This is a genomic window from Kitasatospora sp. NPDC058965 (assembly GCF_042741245.1).
GTDB lineage: Bacteria > Actinomycetota > Actinomycetes > Streptomycetales > Streptomycetaceae > Kitasatospora.
This window is the reverse complement of sequence record NZ_JBHYKG010000025.1, coordinates 1-16,361: the sequence shown is the minus strand read 5'-3', so window position 1 is coordinate 16,361 and position 16,361 is coordinate 1. Positions and strand designations below refer to the sequence as shown.

At 74.2% G+C, this 16,361-nt stretch carries 17 protein-coding genes; 9 read left to right on the top strand and 8 right to left on the bottom strand.

All coding sequences use genetic code 11. The features are described 5' to 3' along the window. Positions 1–29 precede the first annotated feature (29 nt). Together ACFW1A_RS07015 and ACFW1A_RS07010 are read right to left on the bottom strand one after the other, a co-directional pair. Positions 30–863, bottom strand: coding sequence for an NAD(P)H-binding protein (locus ACFW1A_RS07015; protein ID WP_380405476.1), 834 nt, complete (start codon positions 861–863; stop codon positions 30–32). A 101-nt stretch (positions 864–964) separates the two neighbouring features. After that, the gene (locus ACFW1A_RS07010; protein WP_380405473.1) at positions 965–2,488 is read right to left on the bottom strand and encodes an MFS transporter; all 1,524 of its coding nucleotides are present in this window, start codon (positions 2,486–2,488) and stop codon (positions 965–967) included. A 141-nt stretch (positions 2,489–2,629) separates the two neighbouring features. Here ACFW1A_RS07010 and ACFW1A_RS07005 point away from each other — a divergent pair, with 141 nt between their 5' ends. Beyond that, complete coding sequence (locus ACFW1A_RS07005; RefSeq protein WP_380405471.1) at positions 2,630–3,358, top strand: TetR/AcrR family transcriptional regulator C-terminal domain-containing protein; 729 nt, start codon at positions 2,630–2,632, stop codon at positions 3,356–3,358. Between the two features lie 69 nt (positions 3,359–3,427). Here the strand turns inward: ACFW1A_RS07005 and ACFW1A_RS07000 are convergent, their stop codons facing one another. Then, the gene (locus tag ACFW1A_RS07000) at positions 3,428–4,108 is read right to left on the bottom strand and encodes a histone deacetylase (protein ID WP_380405468.1); all 681 of its coding nucleotides are present in this window, start codon (positions 4,106–4,108) and stop codon (positions 3,428–3,430) included. A gap of 35 nt (positions 4,109–4,143) precedes the next feature. Between ACFW1A_RS07000 and ACFW1A_RS06995 the strand changes: the two genes are divergently transcribed. Continuing rightward, positions 4,144–5,052: a DUF4231 domain-containing protein gene (locus ACFW1A_RS06995; RefSeq protein WP_380405465.1), complete on the top strand. Its 909-nt coding sequence runs from the start codon at positions 4,144–4,146 to the stop codon at positions 5,050–5,052. 14 nt (positions 5,053–5,066) lie between these two features. Here the strand turns inward: ACFW1A_RS06995 and ACFW1A_RS06990 are convergent, their stop codons facing one another. Further along, positions 5,067–5,393, bottom strand: a complete 327-nt coding sequence (locus tag ACFW1A_RS06990) for a hypothetical protein (RefSeq protein WP_380405462.1) — start codon at positions 5,391–5,393, stop codon at positions 5,067–5,069. Positions 5,394–5,560: 167 nt separating this feature from the next. Between ACFW1A_RS06990 and ACFW1A_RS06985 the strand changes: the two genes are divergently transcribed. Then, complete coding sequence (locus tag ACFW1A_RS06985; protein ID WP_380405459.1) at positions 5,561–5,995, top strand: MarR family winged helix-turn-helix transcriptional regulator; 435 nt, start codon at positions 5,561–5,563, stop codon at positions 5,993–5,995. Between the two features lie 44 nt (positions 5,996–6,039). Then, entirely contained in the window at positions 6,040–7,425 is a 1,386-nt protein-coding gene (locus tag ACFW1A_RS06980; protein ID WP_380405456.1) for an MFS transporter, read from the top strand. Between the two features lie 50 nt (positions 7,426–7,475). Here ACFW1A_RS06980 and ACFW1A_RS06975 read toward each other — a convergent pair whose 3' ends face one another. From ACFW1A_RS06975 to ACFW1A_RS06965, 3 genes are all read right to left on the bottom strand, one after another. Continuing rightward, positions 7,476–9,848, bottom strand: a complete 2,373-nt coding sequence (locus ACFW1A_RS06975; RefSeq protein ID WP_380405453.1) for a penicillin acylase family protein — start codon at positions 9,846–9,848, stop codon at positions 7,476–7,478. Positions 9,849–9,991: 143 nt separating this feature from the next. After that, positions 9,992–10,510: a GNAT family N-acetyltransferase gene (locus ACFW1A_RS06970; RefSeq protein ID WP_380405450.1), complete on the bottom strand. Its 519-nt coding sequence runs from the start codon at positions 10,508–10,510 to the stop codon at positions 9,992–9,994. Positions 10,511–10,567: 57 nt separating this feature from the next. Further along, positions 10,568–10,915 (bottom strand): DoxX family protein, encoded by a 348-nt coding sequence (locus ACFW1A_RS06965; protein WP_380405447.1) that lies wholly within the window; start codon positions 10,913–10,915, stop codon positions 10,568–10,570. Between the two features lie 302 nt (positions 10,916–11,217). Here ACFW1A_RS06965 and ACFW1A_RS06960 point away from each other — a divergent pair, with 302 nt between their 5' ends. The 3 genes from ACFW1A_RS06960 (at position 11,218) to ACFW1A_RS06950 (ending at position 14,280) form a co-directional block, all read left to right on the top strand. Then, positions 11,218–11,973 carry an alpha/beta hydrolase gene (locus ACFW1A_RS06960; RefSeq protein ID WP_380405445.1) on the top strand — a complete coding sequence of 252 codons (756 nt, stop codon included), beginning with the start codon at positions 11,218–11,220 and terminating at the stop codon, positions 11,971–11,973. A gap of 322 nt (positions 11,974–12,295) precedes the next feature. Further along, the gene (locus ACFW1A_RS06955; RefSeq protein WP_380405442.1) at positions 12,296–13,732 is read left to right on the top strand and encodes a hypothetical protein; all 1,437 of its coding nucleotides are present in this window, start codon (positions 12,296–12,298) and stop codon (positions 13,730–13,732) included. Beyond that, positions 13,729–14,280, top strand: a complete 552-nt coding sequence (locus ACFW1A_RS06950) for an AAA family ATPase (protein WP_380405439.1) — start codon at positions 13,729–13,731, stop codon at positions 14,278–14,280. The genes ACFW1A_RS06955 and ACFW1A_RS06950 overlap by 4 nt, the downstream gene beginning before the upstream one ends. On the opposite strand, the gene ACFW1A_RS06945 is transcribed toward ACFW1A_RS06950, so the two are convergent. After that, complete coding sequence (locus ACFW1A_RS06945) at positions 14,277–14,627, bottom strand: DoxX family protein (protein WP_380405436.1); 351 nt, start codon at positions 14,625–14,627, stop codon at positions 14,277–14,279. The genes ACFW1A_RS06950 and ACFW1A_RS06945 overlap by 4 nt on opposite strands. A gap of 94 nt (positions 14,628–14,721) precedes the next feature. On the opposite strand from ACFW1A_RS06945, the gene ACFW1A_RS06940 reads away from it, so the two are divergent. Both ACFW1A_RS06940 and thpR read left to right on the top strand, forming a co-directional pair. Continuing rightward, positions 14,722–15,606 carry a LysR family transcriptional regulator gene (locus ACFW1A_RS06940; protein WP_380405433.1) on the top strand — a complete coding sequence of 295 codons (885 nt, stop codon included), beginning with the start codon at positions 14,722–14,724 and terminating at the stop codon, positions 15,604–15,606. 4 nt (positions 15,607–15,610) lie between these two features. Beyond that, positions 15,611–16,258: an RNA 2',3'-cyclic phosphodiesterase gene (gene thpR, locus ACFW1A_RS06935; protein ID WP_380405430.1), complete on the top strand. Its 648-nt coding sequence runs from the start codon at positions 15,611–15,613 to the stop codon at positions 16,256–16,258. Positions 16,259–16,361 lie beyond the last annotated feature (103 nt).

Sequence of the window (16,361 nt, the reverse complement as noted above, 5' to 3'; positions counted from 1 at the left end):
AGGGCCCGGCCCTCCACCCCGGTGGCCGCTCAGAACGCGGCCGCGTGGTCCTGCGCCCAGCTGAGGTAGCTGCGGGCCGGGCGGCCGAGAAGGGTTTCGACGGTGCCGGTGGTCCTGGCCGGGTGGCCGACCGAGGCGGACCAGACGGAGAAGATCGCGTCCAGGACCGGGCCGGGGACGAAGGCGCTCATCGCCTCGCGGGCGACCTCGGCCGGGAGTTCCTGGTAGCTGAGCGGGCGCTGCAGGGCGCGGCCCAGCAGCGCGGCCTGCTCGGCGTGGGTCAGCGAGTCCGGCCCGGTCAGCTCGTGGATCCGGCCCTGGTGGCCCGGGGTGGTGAGGGCGAGCACCGCGACCTCGGCCAGGTCGGCCTCGTGCACCGGGGCCGCGGTGGCCCCGGCGTAGGCGCCGCGGATCACGTCGCCGCCCTTGGTCTGGCCCGCCCAGGCCAGGGTGTTGGCGGCGAAGGAGTAGGCGCGCAGGAAGGTCCAGGAGAGGGCGGAGGCGCGCAGCGCCTGCTCGATCTCCCAGTGGTAGGCCGCGATCAGGTTGGCCTGCTCCGCCGCCGCGTCGTCCACCGCGCCGGAGGAGAGCAGCACCACGTGCCGCACGCCCGCCCGCTCGGCCGCGGCCACGAAGCCGGGCCCGCTGCCCGGGGCGGCGAACAGGAAGACCGACTGCACGTCCTTGAGCGCCGCGGCCAGCGCGTCCGGGTCGGTCAGGTCGCCCGCGGCCACCTCGACGGTGGCGGGGAGGTCCACCTGCTCCGGACGGCGGGTCAGCACCCGGACCGCGTGGCCCTGCTCGACCAGCTGGGCCACCACGTGGCGGCCGACGTTTCCGGTGGCACCGGTGACGAGGATCATGGATTCCCCCAGGAGGAGTGGCGAACTGGCCCGACAGGAAAAAGAGTAGAGTCCATTGCGGCCAGTTTCCGGCCGCAATGGACTCCGATCGTGACGGTCCGTCAGGCGGCCAGTTCGGCCTCGGCGGCCGGGGCGGCGACCCGCTCCGGCGCCGGCTCGCCCTTGCGCATCACCAGTGCGGCCACCAGGGCCGCCGCCAGCACGCCGATCCCGCCGAGGGTGAAGGTGGTGGACATCGCGTCGGTGAAGGCCGCCCGGGCCGCGTGCACCAGGCCGGCGTCCCCGTGCGCCGCCGCCAGCGCGCCGGCGATCGACTGCCTGGCGGCGGCGGGGGCGTCGCCCGGCATCCGGCGGGCGAAGTCGCCGGCCAGCAGCGAACCCAGGATCGCGATGCCCAGCGCGGTGCTCGCCTGCCCGATGGTGTCGTTCAGCGCGGAGCCGACACCCGCCTGCTCCGGCGGGATCGTGCCCATCAGCGCGCCCACCGCGGCCGGCATCGCCAGCCCGGCGCCCAGGCCCAGCAGGCCCAGCGCGGTGGCGGGGACGGCGAAGCCGGTGTCGGCGGAGACGGTGCTCAGCAGGGCGAAGGAGGCGGCCATCACGACCATGCCGGTCAGCACCAGTGCCCGGTTGCCCAGCTTCGCGGCCAGCTTGGCGCCCACCCCGTTGCCGATCAGCGCGGTGACCGCCAGCGGCACGAAGGCCAGGCCCGCCTTGACCGGCGAGTAGCCGAGCACGAACTGCAGGTACTGGGTCAGCACCAGCAGCAGGCCGCCGTTGCCGATCTGCACCAGGGTCAGCGACAGCGAGCCGCCGGTGAAGTCGCGGTGCTTGAAGAGCAGCAGCGGGACCATCGGCGACGCGGTGACGTTCTCCCAGACCACGAAGCCGCCGAGAGCCAGCACCGCGACGGTCAGTGTGATCCAGGCGTGGCCGCCCAGCGCGCCGTGCTGCGGGAGCTCGATGATCCAGCCGACCAGCGCCGTCATCCCCGCCGCCGACAGCACCGCGCCCAGCGGGTCCGCCTTCTGCCACGGGCCCTTGGACTCCGGCATCAGCAGCAGGCCGGCCAGCACCGCCAGGGCCACCACCGGGACGTTCAGGAAGAAGATCGCGTGCCAGGAGAAGTGCGCGATCAGCACGCCGCCCAGCACCGGGCTGCCCACCAGGCCCAGCAGCGAGACCGAGCTCCAGGCCGCCATCGCCTTGGCGCGCTCCTGCTCGTCGAAGACGGTGATCAGGATGGACAGCGTGGACGGCATGATCAGCGCGCCGCCGACCCCCATCGCCACCCGGGCGGCGATCACCTCGCCGGGGTTGGCGCAGAAGGTCGCCGCCAGTGAGGCACCGCCGAAGAGCAGCAGGCCGATCAGCATGATCCGGCGCCGGCCGAAGCGGTCGCCCAGGCTCCCCGAGGTGAGCAGCAGGCCGGCGAAGACCAGGACGTAGGAGTCGAGGATCCACTGGGTGTCCTGGGCGGTCGCGCCCAGCTCCCTGGTCATCGAGGGCACCGCGACGGTCAGCGCCATGCTGTCCACCACCAGCACCAGCGAGCTGAGGCAGAGCACGATCAGGATCCACCAGCGCCGCGGGTTGCGGACTGCGGTCTCGGCAACGGCTTCCATGGTTCGTTCCCCTCCGGGACTCCGGGTTGCGCACACTGTTCCTTCGATGGGAACACTGTATGCAGCTGCGAACAGTGTGCGCAAGCCTTAAGTGTGTACGCTGAAGCGAACGCTGTACGCAGGAGGAGAGAGGGGCGCCCCGTGGCCGCCAGGACCAACCCGATCCCGTCCGTCTGGGCCCGTGAACCGCGCGAGCCCGAGCAGCCCGCGCTCAGCCGGGCCGCGATCGTGCGCGAGGCGATCGTGATGCTGGACGCCGACGGCGCCGAGGCGCTGAGCATGCGCAAGCTCGGTGCCCGCCTCAACGCCGGGGCCACCTCGCTCTACCGGCACGTCGCCACCAAGGACGAGCTGATGGAGCTGGCCACCGACGAGGTGTTCGGCGAGATCGCCGTGCCGGCCGTCCGGCCGGGCGCCGACTGGCGGGACCCGGTCGGCGAGGCCGCCGCCGCCTTCCGGGACACCGCGCTGCGCCACCCGTGGCTGGCCTCGGTGCTCGGCCAGGCCGGCCTGGCCTACCTGGGCCCCAACCTGATGGCGTTCTCGGAGCAGTTGGCCGCCCTCTTCGACGCCGCGGGCTTCCCCGAGCCGTCCCGCGCGATCGAGACGGTGCTCTTCTACGTGATCGGCGTCGGCACCACCGAGGCCGCCTGGCTCACCACGGTGGCCCGCTCCGGCGAGAGCGAGCAGGAGTTCGTGGCCCGCCTGCTGCCCGCCGCCCAGCAGGCGCACGCGGACTACGACCACCTGGCCGGGGGCGTGCCGCAGGAGCTGGCCGACCCGGCCGCGGCCCGCGAGGAGAAGTTCCGCTACGGGCTGGAGGTGGTGCTGGACGGTCTGGCCGTCCGCCTCGGCGGGGGACGGGCGTAGGCCCGGGCGTCAGCCGAGCAGCCGAGCAGCCGAGCCACCCGGGTCAGCCGAGCAGGCGCGCCACCCGGGTCAGCCGAGCAGGCGCGCCACCTGCTCGACCGACCAGTGCCCGGCCGCGCCCGGCCGGGTGCTCAGGTAGCGCGCGATCCGCGCGGTGGACCAGGCGTGCGACTCGCGCAGGCCGGTGCCCAGGTGGCGCAGGTAGCGGGCCGAGGGCGGGTTGAGCGGGGCCTCGGCCGCGGTCCAGGGCGCGGTGAAGGTGAGCACCGGGTGGCCGTCGAGCCAGCCGGGGCAGACCAGCGTCTCGTACCGGCCGTTCCCGTACCCGGCCCGGCCGGTGCGCAGCACCGGGGCGAGGTCGGGTCCGTCCCCGGGCGGCCGGTGCATCTCCTGGGCCGCCAGGTCGCCGAACTGGGCCGCCGTCAGCAGGTAGGCGCGGGCCGGGATCCGGCCAGGTCCGTGCGGGTCGTGGAAGGCCATCCCGCCGGTCCACACCGCCGACTCCAGGGCGAAGTACAGCCGCCCGGGCAGCCGGACCGCCCGGTCGGCCCGCGGCGGCCGGGGGTCGCGGCAGCCCGGGTGCGCGGGGAAGGCGGGCTCCCCGCCGGGCGGCCGACCGCCGGCCAGGTAGGCGGTCAACCGTTCGAGGTGCAGGTTGGAGCCGTACGCCGCGTACCAGACCAGGTCCGGCGACCCACCCGGCTCCGGTGGCTGGAAACCGTGCTGTGTAGCCCAGTTGACGGTGGGCATACTGCCTCCCAGAGCTGTGAGGGGACACGGGGCCGATGGTGCGATGGGATCCGAGCACGATAGACGAGGCTGACTTCCTGCCCGAGCCGTTCCACACGGCGGACCGGGCGGCCCTCCTCGGGCAGCGGCAGACGCTGCGCTGGTACCGCTGGATGATCGTGATGCTGGTGCTGGCCGCCGCCGTCGGCGTGGTGGCCACCGGCCGGGGGGCGGCACCGCTGGTCTCGGTGGCGGCCTTCCTGGTGGCCGGCTTCTTCTGGTCGCGGCTGCGCTCCACCAACCCGCAGGCCCACTGGTACCAGGCCCGGGCGGCGGCCGAGTCGGTGAAGACGCTGGCCTGGGCGTACACCGTGCGGGCCCACCCGTTCGACGGCCCGGCCGACTCGCTGGAGGTGGACGAGGTCTACCGGGCCGAACTCGCCCGGCTGCTGGCCACCTTCGAGGAGTACGGTGTGTTCGGCCCGGACGCGGCACCGGAGGTCACCGACGGGATGCGCAGCCTGCGCGCCGAGAGCCTGGTGGTCCGGCGCACCTGCTACCTGCGGATGCGGGTGGAGGACCAGCGCACCTGGTACCTGGCCCGGGCCCAGGCGTACGAGTCGCAGTCGGTCACCTGGGGGCTGGCCACGGTGGCCCTGATGATCATCGGTGGCGGCGCGGCGGTGGCCCAGGCGGCCGGCGCCTTCTCGGTCAGCATCTTCGCCGCCTGTGCGGCGGCCGCCGCGGCGGTGGTCGCCTGGACCCAGCTGATGCAGCTGCGCCCGCTGGCCCTGGGGTACCAGTTGGCCGCCCGTGAACTCGACCAGGTCTGGGGCCGGTTGAGCACCCTGGACCTGAACGCCCCGGACGCCGAGGCCGCCTGGGCCCGGCTGGCCGGGGACGTGGAGAGCGCGGTGTCCCGCGAGCACACCGGGTGGCGCAGCCGGCGGGCCTTTCCGCGCTGAGGGCCGACCGGCCGTCAGGAGAAGATCACTGAGCGCAGCCTGAGCCGGTCGCCGAGCCGGCTGCCCGGGGTCATCACGTAGTACGTGTCGCCCGCGCAGTCGAAGTCCAGGAAGACCGTCGCGGTGGCGTCGGTGTGGTTCGCCGGCGCGAAGGCCGCCTGGTCGTCGGTCGCCTCGGGCAGGTCGAGGCAGGTGCCGCCGTCGGGGTCGTGCAGCGCGGCGCGGGGGCCCGGGCCGAATGCGTACTCGAAGCTCCCCGCGGCGGCGAAGGCCGAGCTGGGCAGCGTCACGGCGAGCAGCAGCGCGCCGGCGGAGGCGGCGACGGCATGGCGAAGGCGCATGGCGGAGGATTCCCTGGATCGACGGGTCGTCAGTGCGCGCTCACCCTAGGGCGCGACGGGTCGGCCGAAACGGTTCTCCCGGTCTCGCCCGGCGTGTCCGCCGCCGGTCAAACCCGATTGCGCGGGGGATTTTTATTTAGCTAGGGTAATGACGTAAGCTAAGGATCATGTCCGAGATGTCCGGGGACGACCTCGCTGCCGTCAGTCAGCTGCGGTCGTCCGTGATGCGGCTGGCCCGCCGGTTGCGGCACCAGCACGTGGAGCAGTCGTTGAGCCCCACCGAGATGGGGGCGCTGGGCACGCTGGCGCGGTGCGGGAGCGCCACGCCGGGGGAGCTGGCGCGGCGCGAGCACGTCCAGCCGCCTTCGATGACCCGGATCATCGCGATGCTGGAGGAGAAGGGCCTGGTGCGGCGCGAGTCGCACCCGCAGGACCGGCGGCAGGTGGTGGTCAGCATGACCGACCAGGCCGCCGAGATCCTGGACGAGAGCCGTCGGCGCCGCAACGCCTGGCTCGCCGAGCTCGCCTCCCAGCTGACCGAGGAGGAGTGGGCGACGGTACGGGCGGCGGCCCCCGTACTCGACCGGCTCGCGCATCTCTGAGGCGTCCCGGGCACGGCACGGCACACGCGAACGAGAGGACCCAGATGAGCAAGGGAAGCCATACCGCCGACCCCGACGAACGCACCGCGGCGCACTCCGCCGCACCGGGCCCCACAGGGGCCGTCTTCACCCGCCCGGGAGGGATGTTCTCCTCGTTGCGGGTGCGCAACTACCGGTACTTCTTCGCCGGACAGATCGTCAGCAACACCGGCAGCTGGATGCAGCGCATCGCCCAGGACTGGCTGGTGCTGAGCCTGACCGGCAGCCCCCTCGCGGTGGGCATCACCACCGCCATGCAGTTCCTGCCCACCCTGCTGCTCGGCCTCTTCGGCGGGGTGCTGGCCGACCGGATGCCCAAGCGCCGGCTGCTGATCGCCACCCAGGGCGCGATGGGCGTGCTCGCGGCCGGACTCGCCGCCCTCACCCTGACCGGGCTGGTCACCGAGTACTACGTCTACGCCTTCGCGCTGCTGCTCGGCCTGGTCACCGTGCTGGACACGCCGACCCGGCAGGCCTTCGTCTCCGAGATGGTCGGCCCCGAGGACCTGAGCAACGCGGTCTCGCTGAACGCGGCCAACTTCCAGAGCGCCCGGCTGGTCGGTCCGGCAGTGGCCGGTCTGCTGATCGCCGCCGTGGGCAGCGGCTGGGCCTTCGCGCTCAACGCGCTCTCCTTCGCCGCGGTGATCGCCGGGCTGCTCGCGATGCGCCCCGACGAGCTGCGCCCGGTGGACCGGATCCCGCGCGAGAAGGGCCAGTTGAAGGAGGGGCTGCGGTACGTCAAGGAGCGCCCCGACCTGATCTGGCCGATGGTGCTGGCCGGCTTCATCGGCACCTTCGGGTTCAACTTCCCGACCCTGCTCTCCGGTTTCGCCTACGGCACCTTCCACGTCGGCCCGGGTCAGTACGGCCTGCTCAACACGGCGATGGCGCTCGGGTCGCTGGCCGGCGCGCTGTACGCGGCCCGCTGCGGCAACCCGCGGCTGCGCTGGCTGACCGGCGCGGCGCTGGCCTTCGGAGTGCTGGAGCTGGCCGGTGCCGCGGCGCCCGGGTACTGGACCTTCGCGGCCCTGCTCACCCTGATCGGCGCCTTCGGACTGACCTTCAACACCGCGGTCAACTCCTACCTGCAGCTGGCCACCGACCCGGAGATGCGCGGCCGGGTGATGGGCCTGCTGGTCCTGGTCTTCACCGGCGGCACCCCCGTCGGCGCGCCGCTGGTGGGCTGGGTGACGGACGCCTACGGCGCCCGGACCGGGCTGCTGGCCTGCGGCGCGGTCTCCGCACTGGCGGCCGCGGTGGTGGGCCTGGTGCTCGCCCGGTGCGCGGACCTGCGGCTGCGGGTGGACCTGCACCGCGGCAGCCGGGTGGTGGCCCTCGTGCCGCGCACCCCGGTCGCGGAGCGGCCGCGGGAGCTGGCCACGGCCTGCTGACGGTGCGTCGGGGGCGGCCGCACGGCGCGGCCGCCCCCCGACGTCCGCTGCTACCGGAGCACGGTGACCTGCAGCTGCGGGGCGGACCGGATCTCGGCCTCGGTGTACCGCTCGGTCACCCACTGGCCGCGCGAGAAGAGCGCGGTCTGGTCCGTGTAGTGCGGGGAGTCGGGGTTCACCGACTCCCCGTAGGTGAGCAGGGTCCGGGTCTGCGGCCCCCGTGCGGTCAGTTCGGTGGCCATGACGAAGCTCGAACCGTCGGCGGCGTTCGCCGCGGTGCTCGTCCCGGCGGCACCGGCGCGGCCCGAGTCCGCACCGGCCCGGACCACGTTGAAGCACCCCAGGTGTCCGTCGCAGCCGGGCAGCGGCACCCCGTCCCACTGCTGGGTGGCGCCCAGCGGCACGTCCACCGGCAGCTTCGCGGCGGTCAGCTGTTCGACGGCGTCGGCCAGCGCGCGCCCCACCCGCGGGTCGGCGGGGTCGAAGCCGCGCGGCGTGGTGAGCGGCTGCGCGGGGTCGTAGGCCACCTTCCACCAGGTGCGCGGACCGCTGCGCATCAGGTTCCAGAAGAACGCCTGCCACAGTGCCGCGCCCCGGCTGTCGGTCGCGTACCGGGCGTCCCAGCCGGCCAGCGCGTCGCAGGCGGCGTGCAGGTCGACCGTGCTGCCGTCGGTGGCGGTCACGCCCGGGGTGGTCCGGCAGAGCGCGACCACGTCGTCCCGGCCGAGCTCGGCGACCTGGTTGCGGTCGTTGCCCATGGTCGCCTGGAGGGTCGGCAGGTCGAAGCCGGGTGCGCCCTGCCCGTCGGTGCCGTCCAGCCGCTGGGCGATCATCCGCAGGCCCAGCTGCGGACGGGGGTCCAGCACGGTGCCGGCGTCGTAGCCGGGCGCCAGACCGGTCAGCGGGGCGGCCGGGTTGGTCAGGTACGGGCCGTTGTTGGAGTTGGCCACGTAGTCGGTCCGGGTCAGCTTCGGCTGCTCGGCCGGTCCGTGCTCGCCGGGCACCAGGGCGTCGGGGTCGCTGCCCCAGTCGCAGGCCGTGGTGGAGCCGTCCAGCGCCGGCGGCAGGTCGCCGGCGCGCGGCACCGCGCACCGGACGCGCTGGTCCGCGGTCAGCACCGGCACCCGGGAGGCGTCGGCGAAGTAGGTGGTCCCGGTGGCGTCGGTGGCGATCACGTGGGTCCACGGGATGCCCTGGTAGGCGGTGTCGGCGGCGCGCAGCTGGTCCAGGTCCTGGGCGCGGTCGAGGGCCAGCCACTCGTTCATCGAGCGCAGGTTCTCGGCGTTGGCGTCGCGCACGGTGTAGGCGTGCGCCGTGGTCCAGCCCGGGCCGAGCACCGGGCCGTAGCGCGAGGTGTACACGGTGCGGGTGACGGTGCCGGTGCTGCCGTCGGCGCCGCGCACCGCCACCCGGACCTGGCGCTGCCCCATCGCCTCCGCCCTGCCGTCGACCAGGTAGCGGGTCGGATCGCCCGGGACCAGGTCGAGCCGGTAGACCTCGGCGTGCTCGCCGTACGCGGTGGTGTGGGTCCAGGCCAGCGACTGGGTGTGCCCGATCTCCACCAGGGGGGTGCCGTAGAGGCTCGCCCCCGACACGTCCAGCACGCCGGGGATGGTCAGTTGCAGTTGGTAGAAGCGGCTGCTGCCGGTCCAGTCCAGGTGCGGGTTGGCCAGCAGCAGGCCGTCGTGGCCCCGGCTGGCGTCGCGGCCGATCGCCCAGCCGTTGCTGCCGTGCTCGGTGTCGGTGAGCCTGGCCAGCGCGTCGGCCCGGCCGGCCGAGCGGTCCGGTGCGGTGGGACCGTCGGGGGTGCTCGCCCCCGGTGCGGTGGCGCCGCCGATCAGCCCGGCCAGGCCCGCGCTCCCCATCAGCCCGTTGACCTCGTACTCCAGGTTCCACATGTCCTGCGCCGTGATCGGGGTGACCCACGGCTTGCCGGCGCACTGCTTGTCGGGCAGGCGGTCCACGCCGGTCTCGCGCAGGTAGCGGTTGTAGCCGGCCACGTAACCGTCGACCACTTGGCGCAGTTCGGCCGTCGGGCCGAGCGGCGCGGGCCGGTCGAGCAGGTGCTGCACGGTGCCGGACTCGTTCAGGGCCTGGTGGTACGCGTCGCTGTCCAGGTTGTCGGTGCCGGTCGGGTCATCCGGGGAGGCGGGTCCGAACCAGCGGGCCCGCTCGCCGCGCACGGTGGCCACCTGGTCGGCCAGTTCGCAGATGTCGTCCTGGGCGAAGGCGTACCCGTACCCGTAGCCGAGACCGGCGTAGTCGTGCGCGAGGACGTGCGGGATGCCGTACTCGGTGCGCCGGATCTCGGCGCTGTACCGGCCGCCGTGCACGCTGCGGTCGGCGTCCGCTGCGTGCGCTGCGGCGGGCAGCGTTGCCGCAGCGCCGGCGAGGGCGCAGAGGGCGACCGCGGAGGTGGTCAACCGCCGTATCCATGACGTGTCGTGAGTGTCTGTCAGGTTCCCCATGGGCACCATCGTGCCGAGGCGGGCCCCGCTCGTCGTCAGCCGCTGGGCCAAGCCCGCCGACGCCGTGTCGTCCCCGCGGTGTACTCCCTCCGGAGGGGTCAGAGCCGGATCTCCAGCACCTGGCCGGGCCAGACGGTGCCGTCCGCCGTCGTCACCTCGAACGATTCGGTCTCGGTGAAGCCGAGCGCCCCGTACTGGGCGACCAGCTTGCGGTCCGGGCCGGCGTAGCAGTCGACCCGGAGCAGGCGGACGCCGCGGCGGGCGGCCTCCGCGCGGGCGTCGGCGATCAGGGCGGCGCCGATGCCGGAGTTCCGGTGCGCCCGGCTGGTCACCAACTGCTGGACGTAGAGCTCTGGTTCGTCGGTCTTGGGGGCGTAGTCGGGGGCTCCGGAGGTCAGCACGCAGCTGCCGACGGGGCGACCCCGGTCGTCCTCGGCGATCCGGACCAGGTGGTCCCGCGCGTACCGCTCCACCCGCTCCACCACGGCCGGCCGCTCGGACCACGGGACGGAGCCCCACTGCTCGGTCCGGCCCCGGGCGGCGAGCCAGGCCACGGCGGCGTCGAGCAGGGCGAGCATGGCGGGGACGTCGGCGGGACCACCGGTGCGGATCTTCATGCCACCCGTTCTACCGGGCGGTCGCGGCACTGTCAGCATCGTTTCTGCTGCAGCGGGTCAGAACGCCGAGCTCAGTCCCAGGGCGACCAGCACGGGTGCCAGGTAGACCAGGGGGAACGGGATGTGCGCGTAGGACCGGGCCCGGACCACGGTGGCCACGGCGCCCGCGTAGTAGAGCACCAGGCCGATCGCGGCGGCCACCCAGAGCGCGGGGACGAACAGCCCGACCACCAGGCCGATCGCGCCCGCCGCCTTGGCGGCGCCGAGGTACGGCAGCCAGGACAGCGGCACCCCGTAGGCGGTGAGGGGCTCGACCACGTACGCGGCCCGGGCGAAGACGGACGCGGCGGAGAAGGCGGAGAGGGCGGCGGCGATGCTGCTGGCGACGACGAAGGCGGTGGACATCGGGGACTCCCGGGGGGTTCGGCGGTTGCTTCCACTGCACTGACCCGCAGGGGTGGGGGAGTGTGACCGGTGGGGCGGGAAAATCTTCGGCGGGACCTTCCTGATCATCGGTCAGGGAAAAGAGCTGGTAAGGCTGATGATCGTTCTGCTAGGTTCCTGTCGACCGTGCACGAGAACGAGGAGGTGGGACCGATGACCGCAGGACGCATGCGGGTGCTCCCCCTCGCCACCACGGTCGGGCGATCGGCATAAGTGCCGCTTGGAGCGCCCTCTCAGCCGGGCACTTTCGAAAGGCCACTGCCATGAACTCCTTGATCTTCACCGCCGAGTCCACCGCCCACGGCATCGTCGAGCGCGACTTCACCGTCGACGGCGTCCCGGGCGTCCTCTGGTCCCCCGAGGGGGCGGGGCGCGCACCCCTGGTCCTCCAGGCGCACGGTGGCGGCAACCACAAGAAGCACCCGGCGATGTCCGGCCGGGCCGCCCTGCTGGTGCGCGACTGCGGCTACCACGTGGCCGTCCTCGACACCCCCGGCCACGGCGACCGCCCGCGCACCGAGCACGACGAGCGGGAGGTCGAGGCGCTCTTCGCGGCCCGCGCGGCCGGCGAGCCGGAGGGCCCGATCGTGGTCCGCTACAACGACCACCTGGCGAAGCTCGCCGTGCCCGAGTACCACGCGCTGCTGGACGCCCTGCAGGAGCTGCCGGAGATCGGCACCGACGGCCCGGTCGGCTTCTGGGGCAACAACATGGGCACCGCGATCGGGGTGCCGTTCGTGGCCGCCGAGCCCCGGATCAGGGCCGCCGTCTTCGGCCAGCACTGGCCCGACGTGCTGGCCGCCCACGCCGCGCGGATCACCGTCCCGATCGAGTTCGCCCTGCAGTGGGACGACGAGCACATCTCCCGCGAGGAGGGCCTCGCCCTGTTCGACGCCTTCGCCTCGGCGGAGAAGTCGCTGCACGTGAACTCGGGCCGGCACAAGGAACTGCCGCGGTTCGAGGCCGAGAGCGCGGTGCGGTTCTTCGCCCGCCACCTCGGCGGTGCGGCCGGGGCCTGATCCGGGCGGGGGGGGGGGGGGGGGCGGGGCGGGGGGGGCCGCCCACCGCCCCACCGCCCCAGAAACAAACCGGCCGCCACCCGAGATCGGTGTCGTATAAACAAAAGAAGGCCGCCGCCACATCGATCACGGCCGCGCCACCAGCACGGGCTGTCGTCGCGTCAACTGACGACGCGTTCGCCCGCTTTCACCACTTCCGCCCCAGCCAGTCCGGGCCACGTCACGTCCTCCCCGCCCCGCCGTACCCGCGCGGCCGCGTGATGCTCCATGCCCGGCCGCCGGTTCCTTCGTGCCCTCATCCAGCAACGGAACAGGATCCGTCATGCGCCTGCGCGCCCTCCGCGCCCTGCCCGTCCTCGCCGCGCTCTCCCTGGTGCTCGGCTCGCCCGCCTTCGCCGACGCCGTGCCCGGGTACGGGCCGTTGCCGCCGCAGAACCCGGCCACCGCCGGCAACGGCACCGCGACCATGCACGGGGACAGCGCCTCCAGCGACACCACCCCGTACGCCGGACCCGGCACGGGTGCGGTCAACTGGAGCCGCACGGCACTGGCTTCGGCCTGCCCGACGATCGTGATCGGCAGCGACGCCAAGCCGGTGGCGCTGTGCACCACGATCTTCGGCCAGACCCCGACCGTCCACCTGCTCAACCCCGCCGACGGCAGCGACCTTGCCTCGCTCGCGCTGCCCAAGGGGAGCCTGTTCGGCGGCGTCTACGCCTACCTGGACAACGCGAACGCGCTGGTCGTGGTGGACGGCAACGACAACCTGCTGCGCATCGGCCACCACCAGGACGGCGCCGGACACTGGGCGCTGACGGTCGGTCAGAGCACGTTGCTGGCCGGGGCGATACCCGCCGGCGACAACATCGTGGGCCTCAGCCCCGGGTGGGACGGCCGGATCTGGTTCGCCACCGGCGGCGGGGTGATCGGGACCGTGGACACCGGTACCGGGGCGGTGCGCACGCTCAGCACTGGGGAGGGCGTCGGCAACAGCATCTCCACCGTGCCCGGCCACACCGCCGTGGCCACCGACCACGCGCTCTACCTGCTCGCCGAGGCCCCCGACGGCACCCCGGTGGTGGAGTGGCGGGCCGCCTACGACCGCGGGCCGGGCCGCAAGCCGGGGCAGCTCAGCTGGGGCACCGGCGCCACCCCGAGCTTCTTCGGCCCGGGCGACGGCACCGAGTACGTGACCATCACCGACAACGCGGCCCCGCACGAGAACCTGCTGGTCTACCGGGTGGCCGGCGGTCCCGCCCCGGTCTGCACCACGCCGGTGCTGACCCAGTACCCGGCCAGCGGCACCGAGGACGCCGTGATCGCCTCCGGCCGCAGCGTCTTCGTCACCAACACCTACGGCTACCCGTACCCCGCCCTGCCGGCCGGCGCCCCGGCCAGCACCCCCTCCTCGGCCGACTTCGACGGCGGGCTGAGCCGGATCGACCTGGACGCCGACGGCGCCGGCTGCCACCCGGTGTGGAACAGCACCGTCAAGTCCGCGGCGCTGCCCCGGCTCTCGCTCGCCGACGGGCTGATCCACACCCTGACGGTGAGCGGCCCGACCGGGGCGGCGGGCGTGCAGACCTTCGCCTCCTACTCCTACGCCACCCTCGACCCGGCCACCGGCGCCCAGCGCTCCAGTTCCTGGATCGGCCTGGGCCTGCTCTACAACCCGCTCCAGATGACCGGCACCACCGCCCCCGACGGCACCCTCTACCAGGGCACCGAGACCGGGGTGCTGCGGATCACCCGGCGATGACCGCGCCGGACCTGGTGGCGCGCCACATCCTCACCGGGGCGCCGGGCTCCGGGAAGACCGCGATCCTGCGCCAACTGGAATGGGACGGCTACCCGGTGGTCGAGGAGGCCGCCACCGACGTGATCGCGCTGCGCCAGGCGCAGGGCGATCCGGAGCCCTGGCAGCGGCCCGCGTTCGTGGCGGACGTCGCCCGGCTGCAGCGCCGGCGCCAGCAGGCGTTCCCGGACCACCCGGTGCAGGTCTTCGACCGCTCCCCGGTCTGCACCATGGCCCTGGCCGCCTTCCTCGGCCACCCGGTCGGCCCGGTGCTGGCCGCCGAGCTCGACCGGATCCGGACCGAGCGGGTGTACCGGCCGCAGGTGCTGCTGGTCCGGCAACTCGGCTTCGTCACGCGGACCGAGGCGCGCCGGATCAGCCTGGCCGAGGCGCGGCGCTTCGAGCGGTTCCACCTGGACGCGTACGCCGCGCTCGGCTACGAGTGCGTCCCGATCGACCCGGGACCACTGGCCGAACGGGTGGCCGCGGTCAAGGCCCACCTGGCGGGCTAGCGACCGGCGGCCGTCACCAGGGCTCCCACCGCCAGGGCCAGGTAGCCCAGCGGGAAGGCGAGGTTGTGCAGCACCCGGGTGTACAGGTGCACGCCCACCGCGCCGACGAAGAAGAGCACCAGGCCCGCGGCGGCGGCCAGCCCGATCGGGCCGAAGCCGGCCAGGCCCAGGGCCAGGCCGGCCGCCCCCGCGAGCTTGGTGAGGGCGAGCGGGGCGATCCAGGAGCGGGGCACCCGCACTTCGGCCGAGTTGGCCAGCACGAAGGGGGCCTTGGCGAGGTCGGCGACGGCGATGCCGGCGTTGGCGACGATCGCGAGGGTGGTGAGGGTGAGCTGGGCAGCGGACACGGCGGGGCCTTTCCGGGAGGCTGGGCGGGGATGGCCACCAGCCTCCCGGGGTGGTCGCGGCACCGTCCAATACCGGTGTCCATAACCTGTGCGCATGGATGTCGACACCCGTCTGCTGCGCACCTTCCTGGTCGTCGCCGAGGAGGGCACCCTGACTCGCGCCGCCCAGCGGCTGTACGTCTCGCAGCCCGCCCTGACCAAGCAGGTGCGGCAGTTGGAGGCGCAGCTCGGCCAGGCCCTGTTCACCCGGTCGCGGGCCGGGATGGTCCTCACCGGGCCCGGGCGGGCGCTGGCCGCCGCCGGACCCGCGGTGGTCGAGGCCTGGGACCGGGCGCTGCAGCAGACCCGCCGGGCCGCCCGGGTGCTGCGGGTCGGGACGCTGGCCGGCGGCGCCAACGAGGCCACGCCCGCCATCGTCGCGGCCTTCACCCGGCGCCACCCCGGGTGGCGGGTCGAGACGCGCCAGTCCGCGTGGTCCGACCCGACCGCCGGCCTGGCGGCCCGCGAGGTGGACCTGGCCCTGCTGCGGCTGCCGTTCCCGGGCCAGCAGGACTACCGCACCGAGGTGCTGCTGACCGAGCCCCGCTGGGTCGCGCTGGCGTCCGGGCACCCGCTGGCGGCCCGGGAGCTGATCGCGTTCCAGGAGCTGTGGGACGAGCCGTTCGTGGCCGCCCCGGCCGAGACCGGCGCCTGGCGCGACCACTGGCTGGCCGCCGACGAGCGGGCCGGCCGCCCCGTGCGGATCGGCGCCGTCACCGACCAGCCGGACGACTGGCTGAGCGCGATCGCCAACGGCTTCGGCGTCGCCCTGGCGCCCGCCTCGGCCGCCCGGTTCTACGCCCGCCCCGGCGTCACCTACCGGCCCGTCAGCGGCGTCAGCGCGACCAGTGCGGCCGTCGCCTGGGTCCCGGCCGACGACGCCAGCGAGCCGGTGCGGGCCTTCGTCCGGTGCTGCACCGAGGCGGTGTGCGGAGAATGAGGCCATGAGGCTCTTCGTCGCCGTCACGCCCCCCGCCGCCGCGCTGGCCGAACTGGCCCGGGCGGTCGCACCGCTGCGCGCGGTGGCCGGAGCGGCCGGACCGGACGGGCTGCGCTGGACCGATCCCGCCGGGTGGCACCTGACCCTGGTGTTCCTGGGCGAGGTGGCCGAGGAGCGGCTGCCCGCGCTGCGGGACGGGCTGGCCCGGGCCGCGCGCGGGCACCAGGAGCACGAGCTGCGGCTGGCCGGGGGCGGGCGGTTCGGCGACCGGGTGCTCTGGGTCGGCCTGGCCGGGCAGACCCGGGCGCTGCACGCGCTGGCCCTGGCGGTGGCCGAGGCGACGGGGGCCGAGGCGGGGGTGGCGCAGGAGGGCGGCTACCAGCCGCACCTGACGCTGGCCCGGGCCGGCACCGGGCGCTCGCACCCGACGGGGGCGCAGCGCGCGGCACTGCGGGCGGCGGCCGAGCGGTTGGCCGCCTTCCAGGGCGAGCCGTACCCGGTCACCGGCTTCGAGCTGATGCGCAGCGACTTCGGTGCGGGCGATGGCGATGGCGATGGCGGCGGCGGTCCGGCCGACGGCAAGGCGCACCCCGGCCGTGGTCCAGTGCGCTACACCGCGATCGACCGCTGGGAGCTCGCCCGGCCCCGGTAAAGGGGCGCCGCGGGGGCCAGGTACCGTGGAAAGCGTGGACCCCAAGACTCGTACCCGTATCGTCACCGGCGCCTTCGGCCTGATCCTGGTGGCCGTGCTGGTC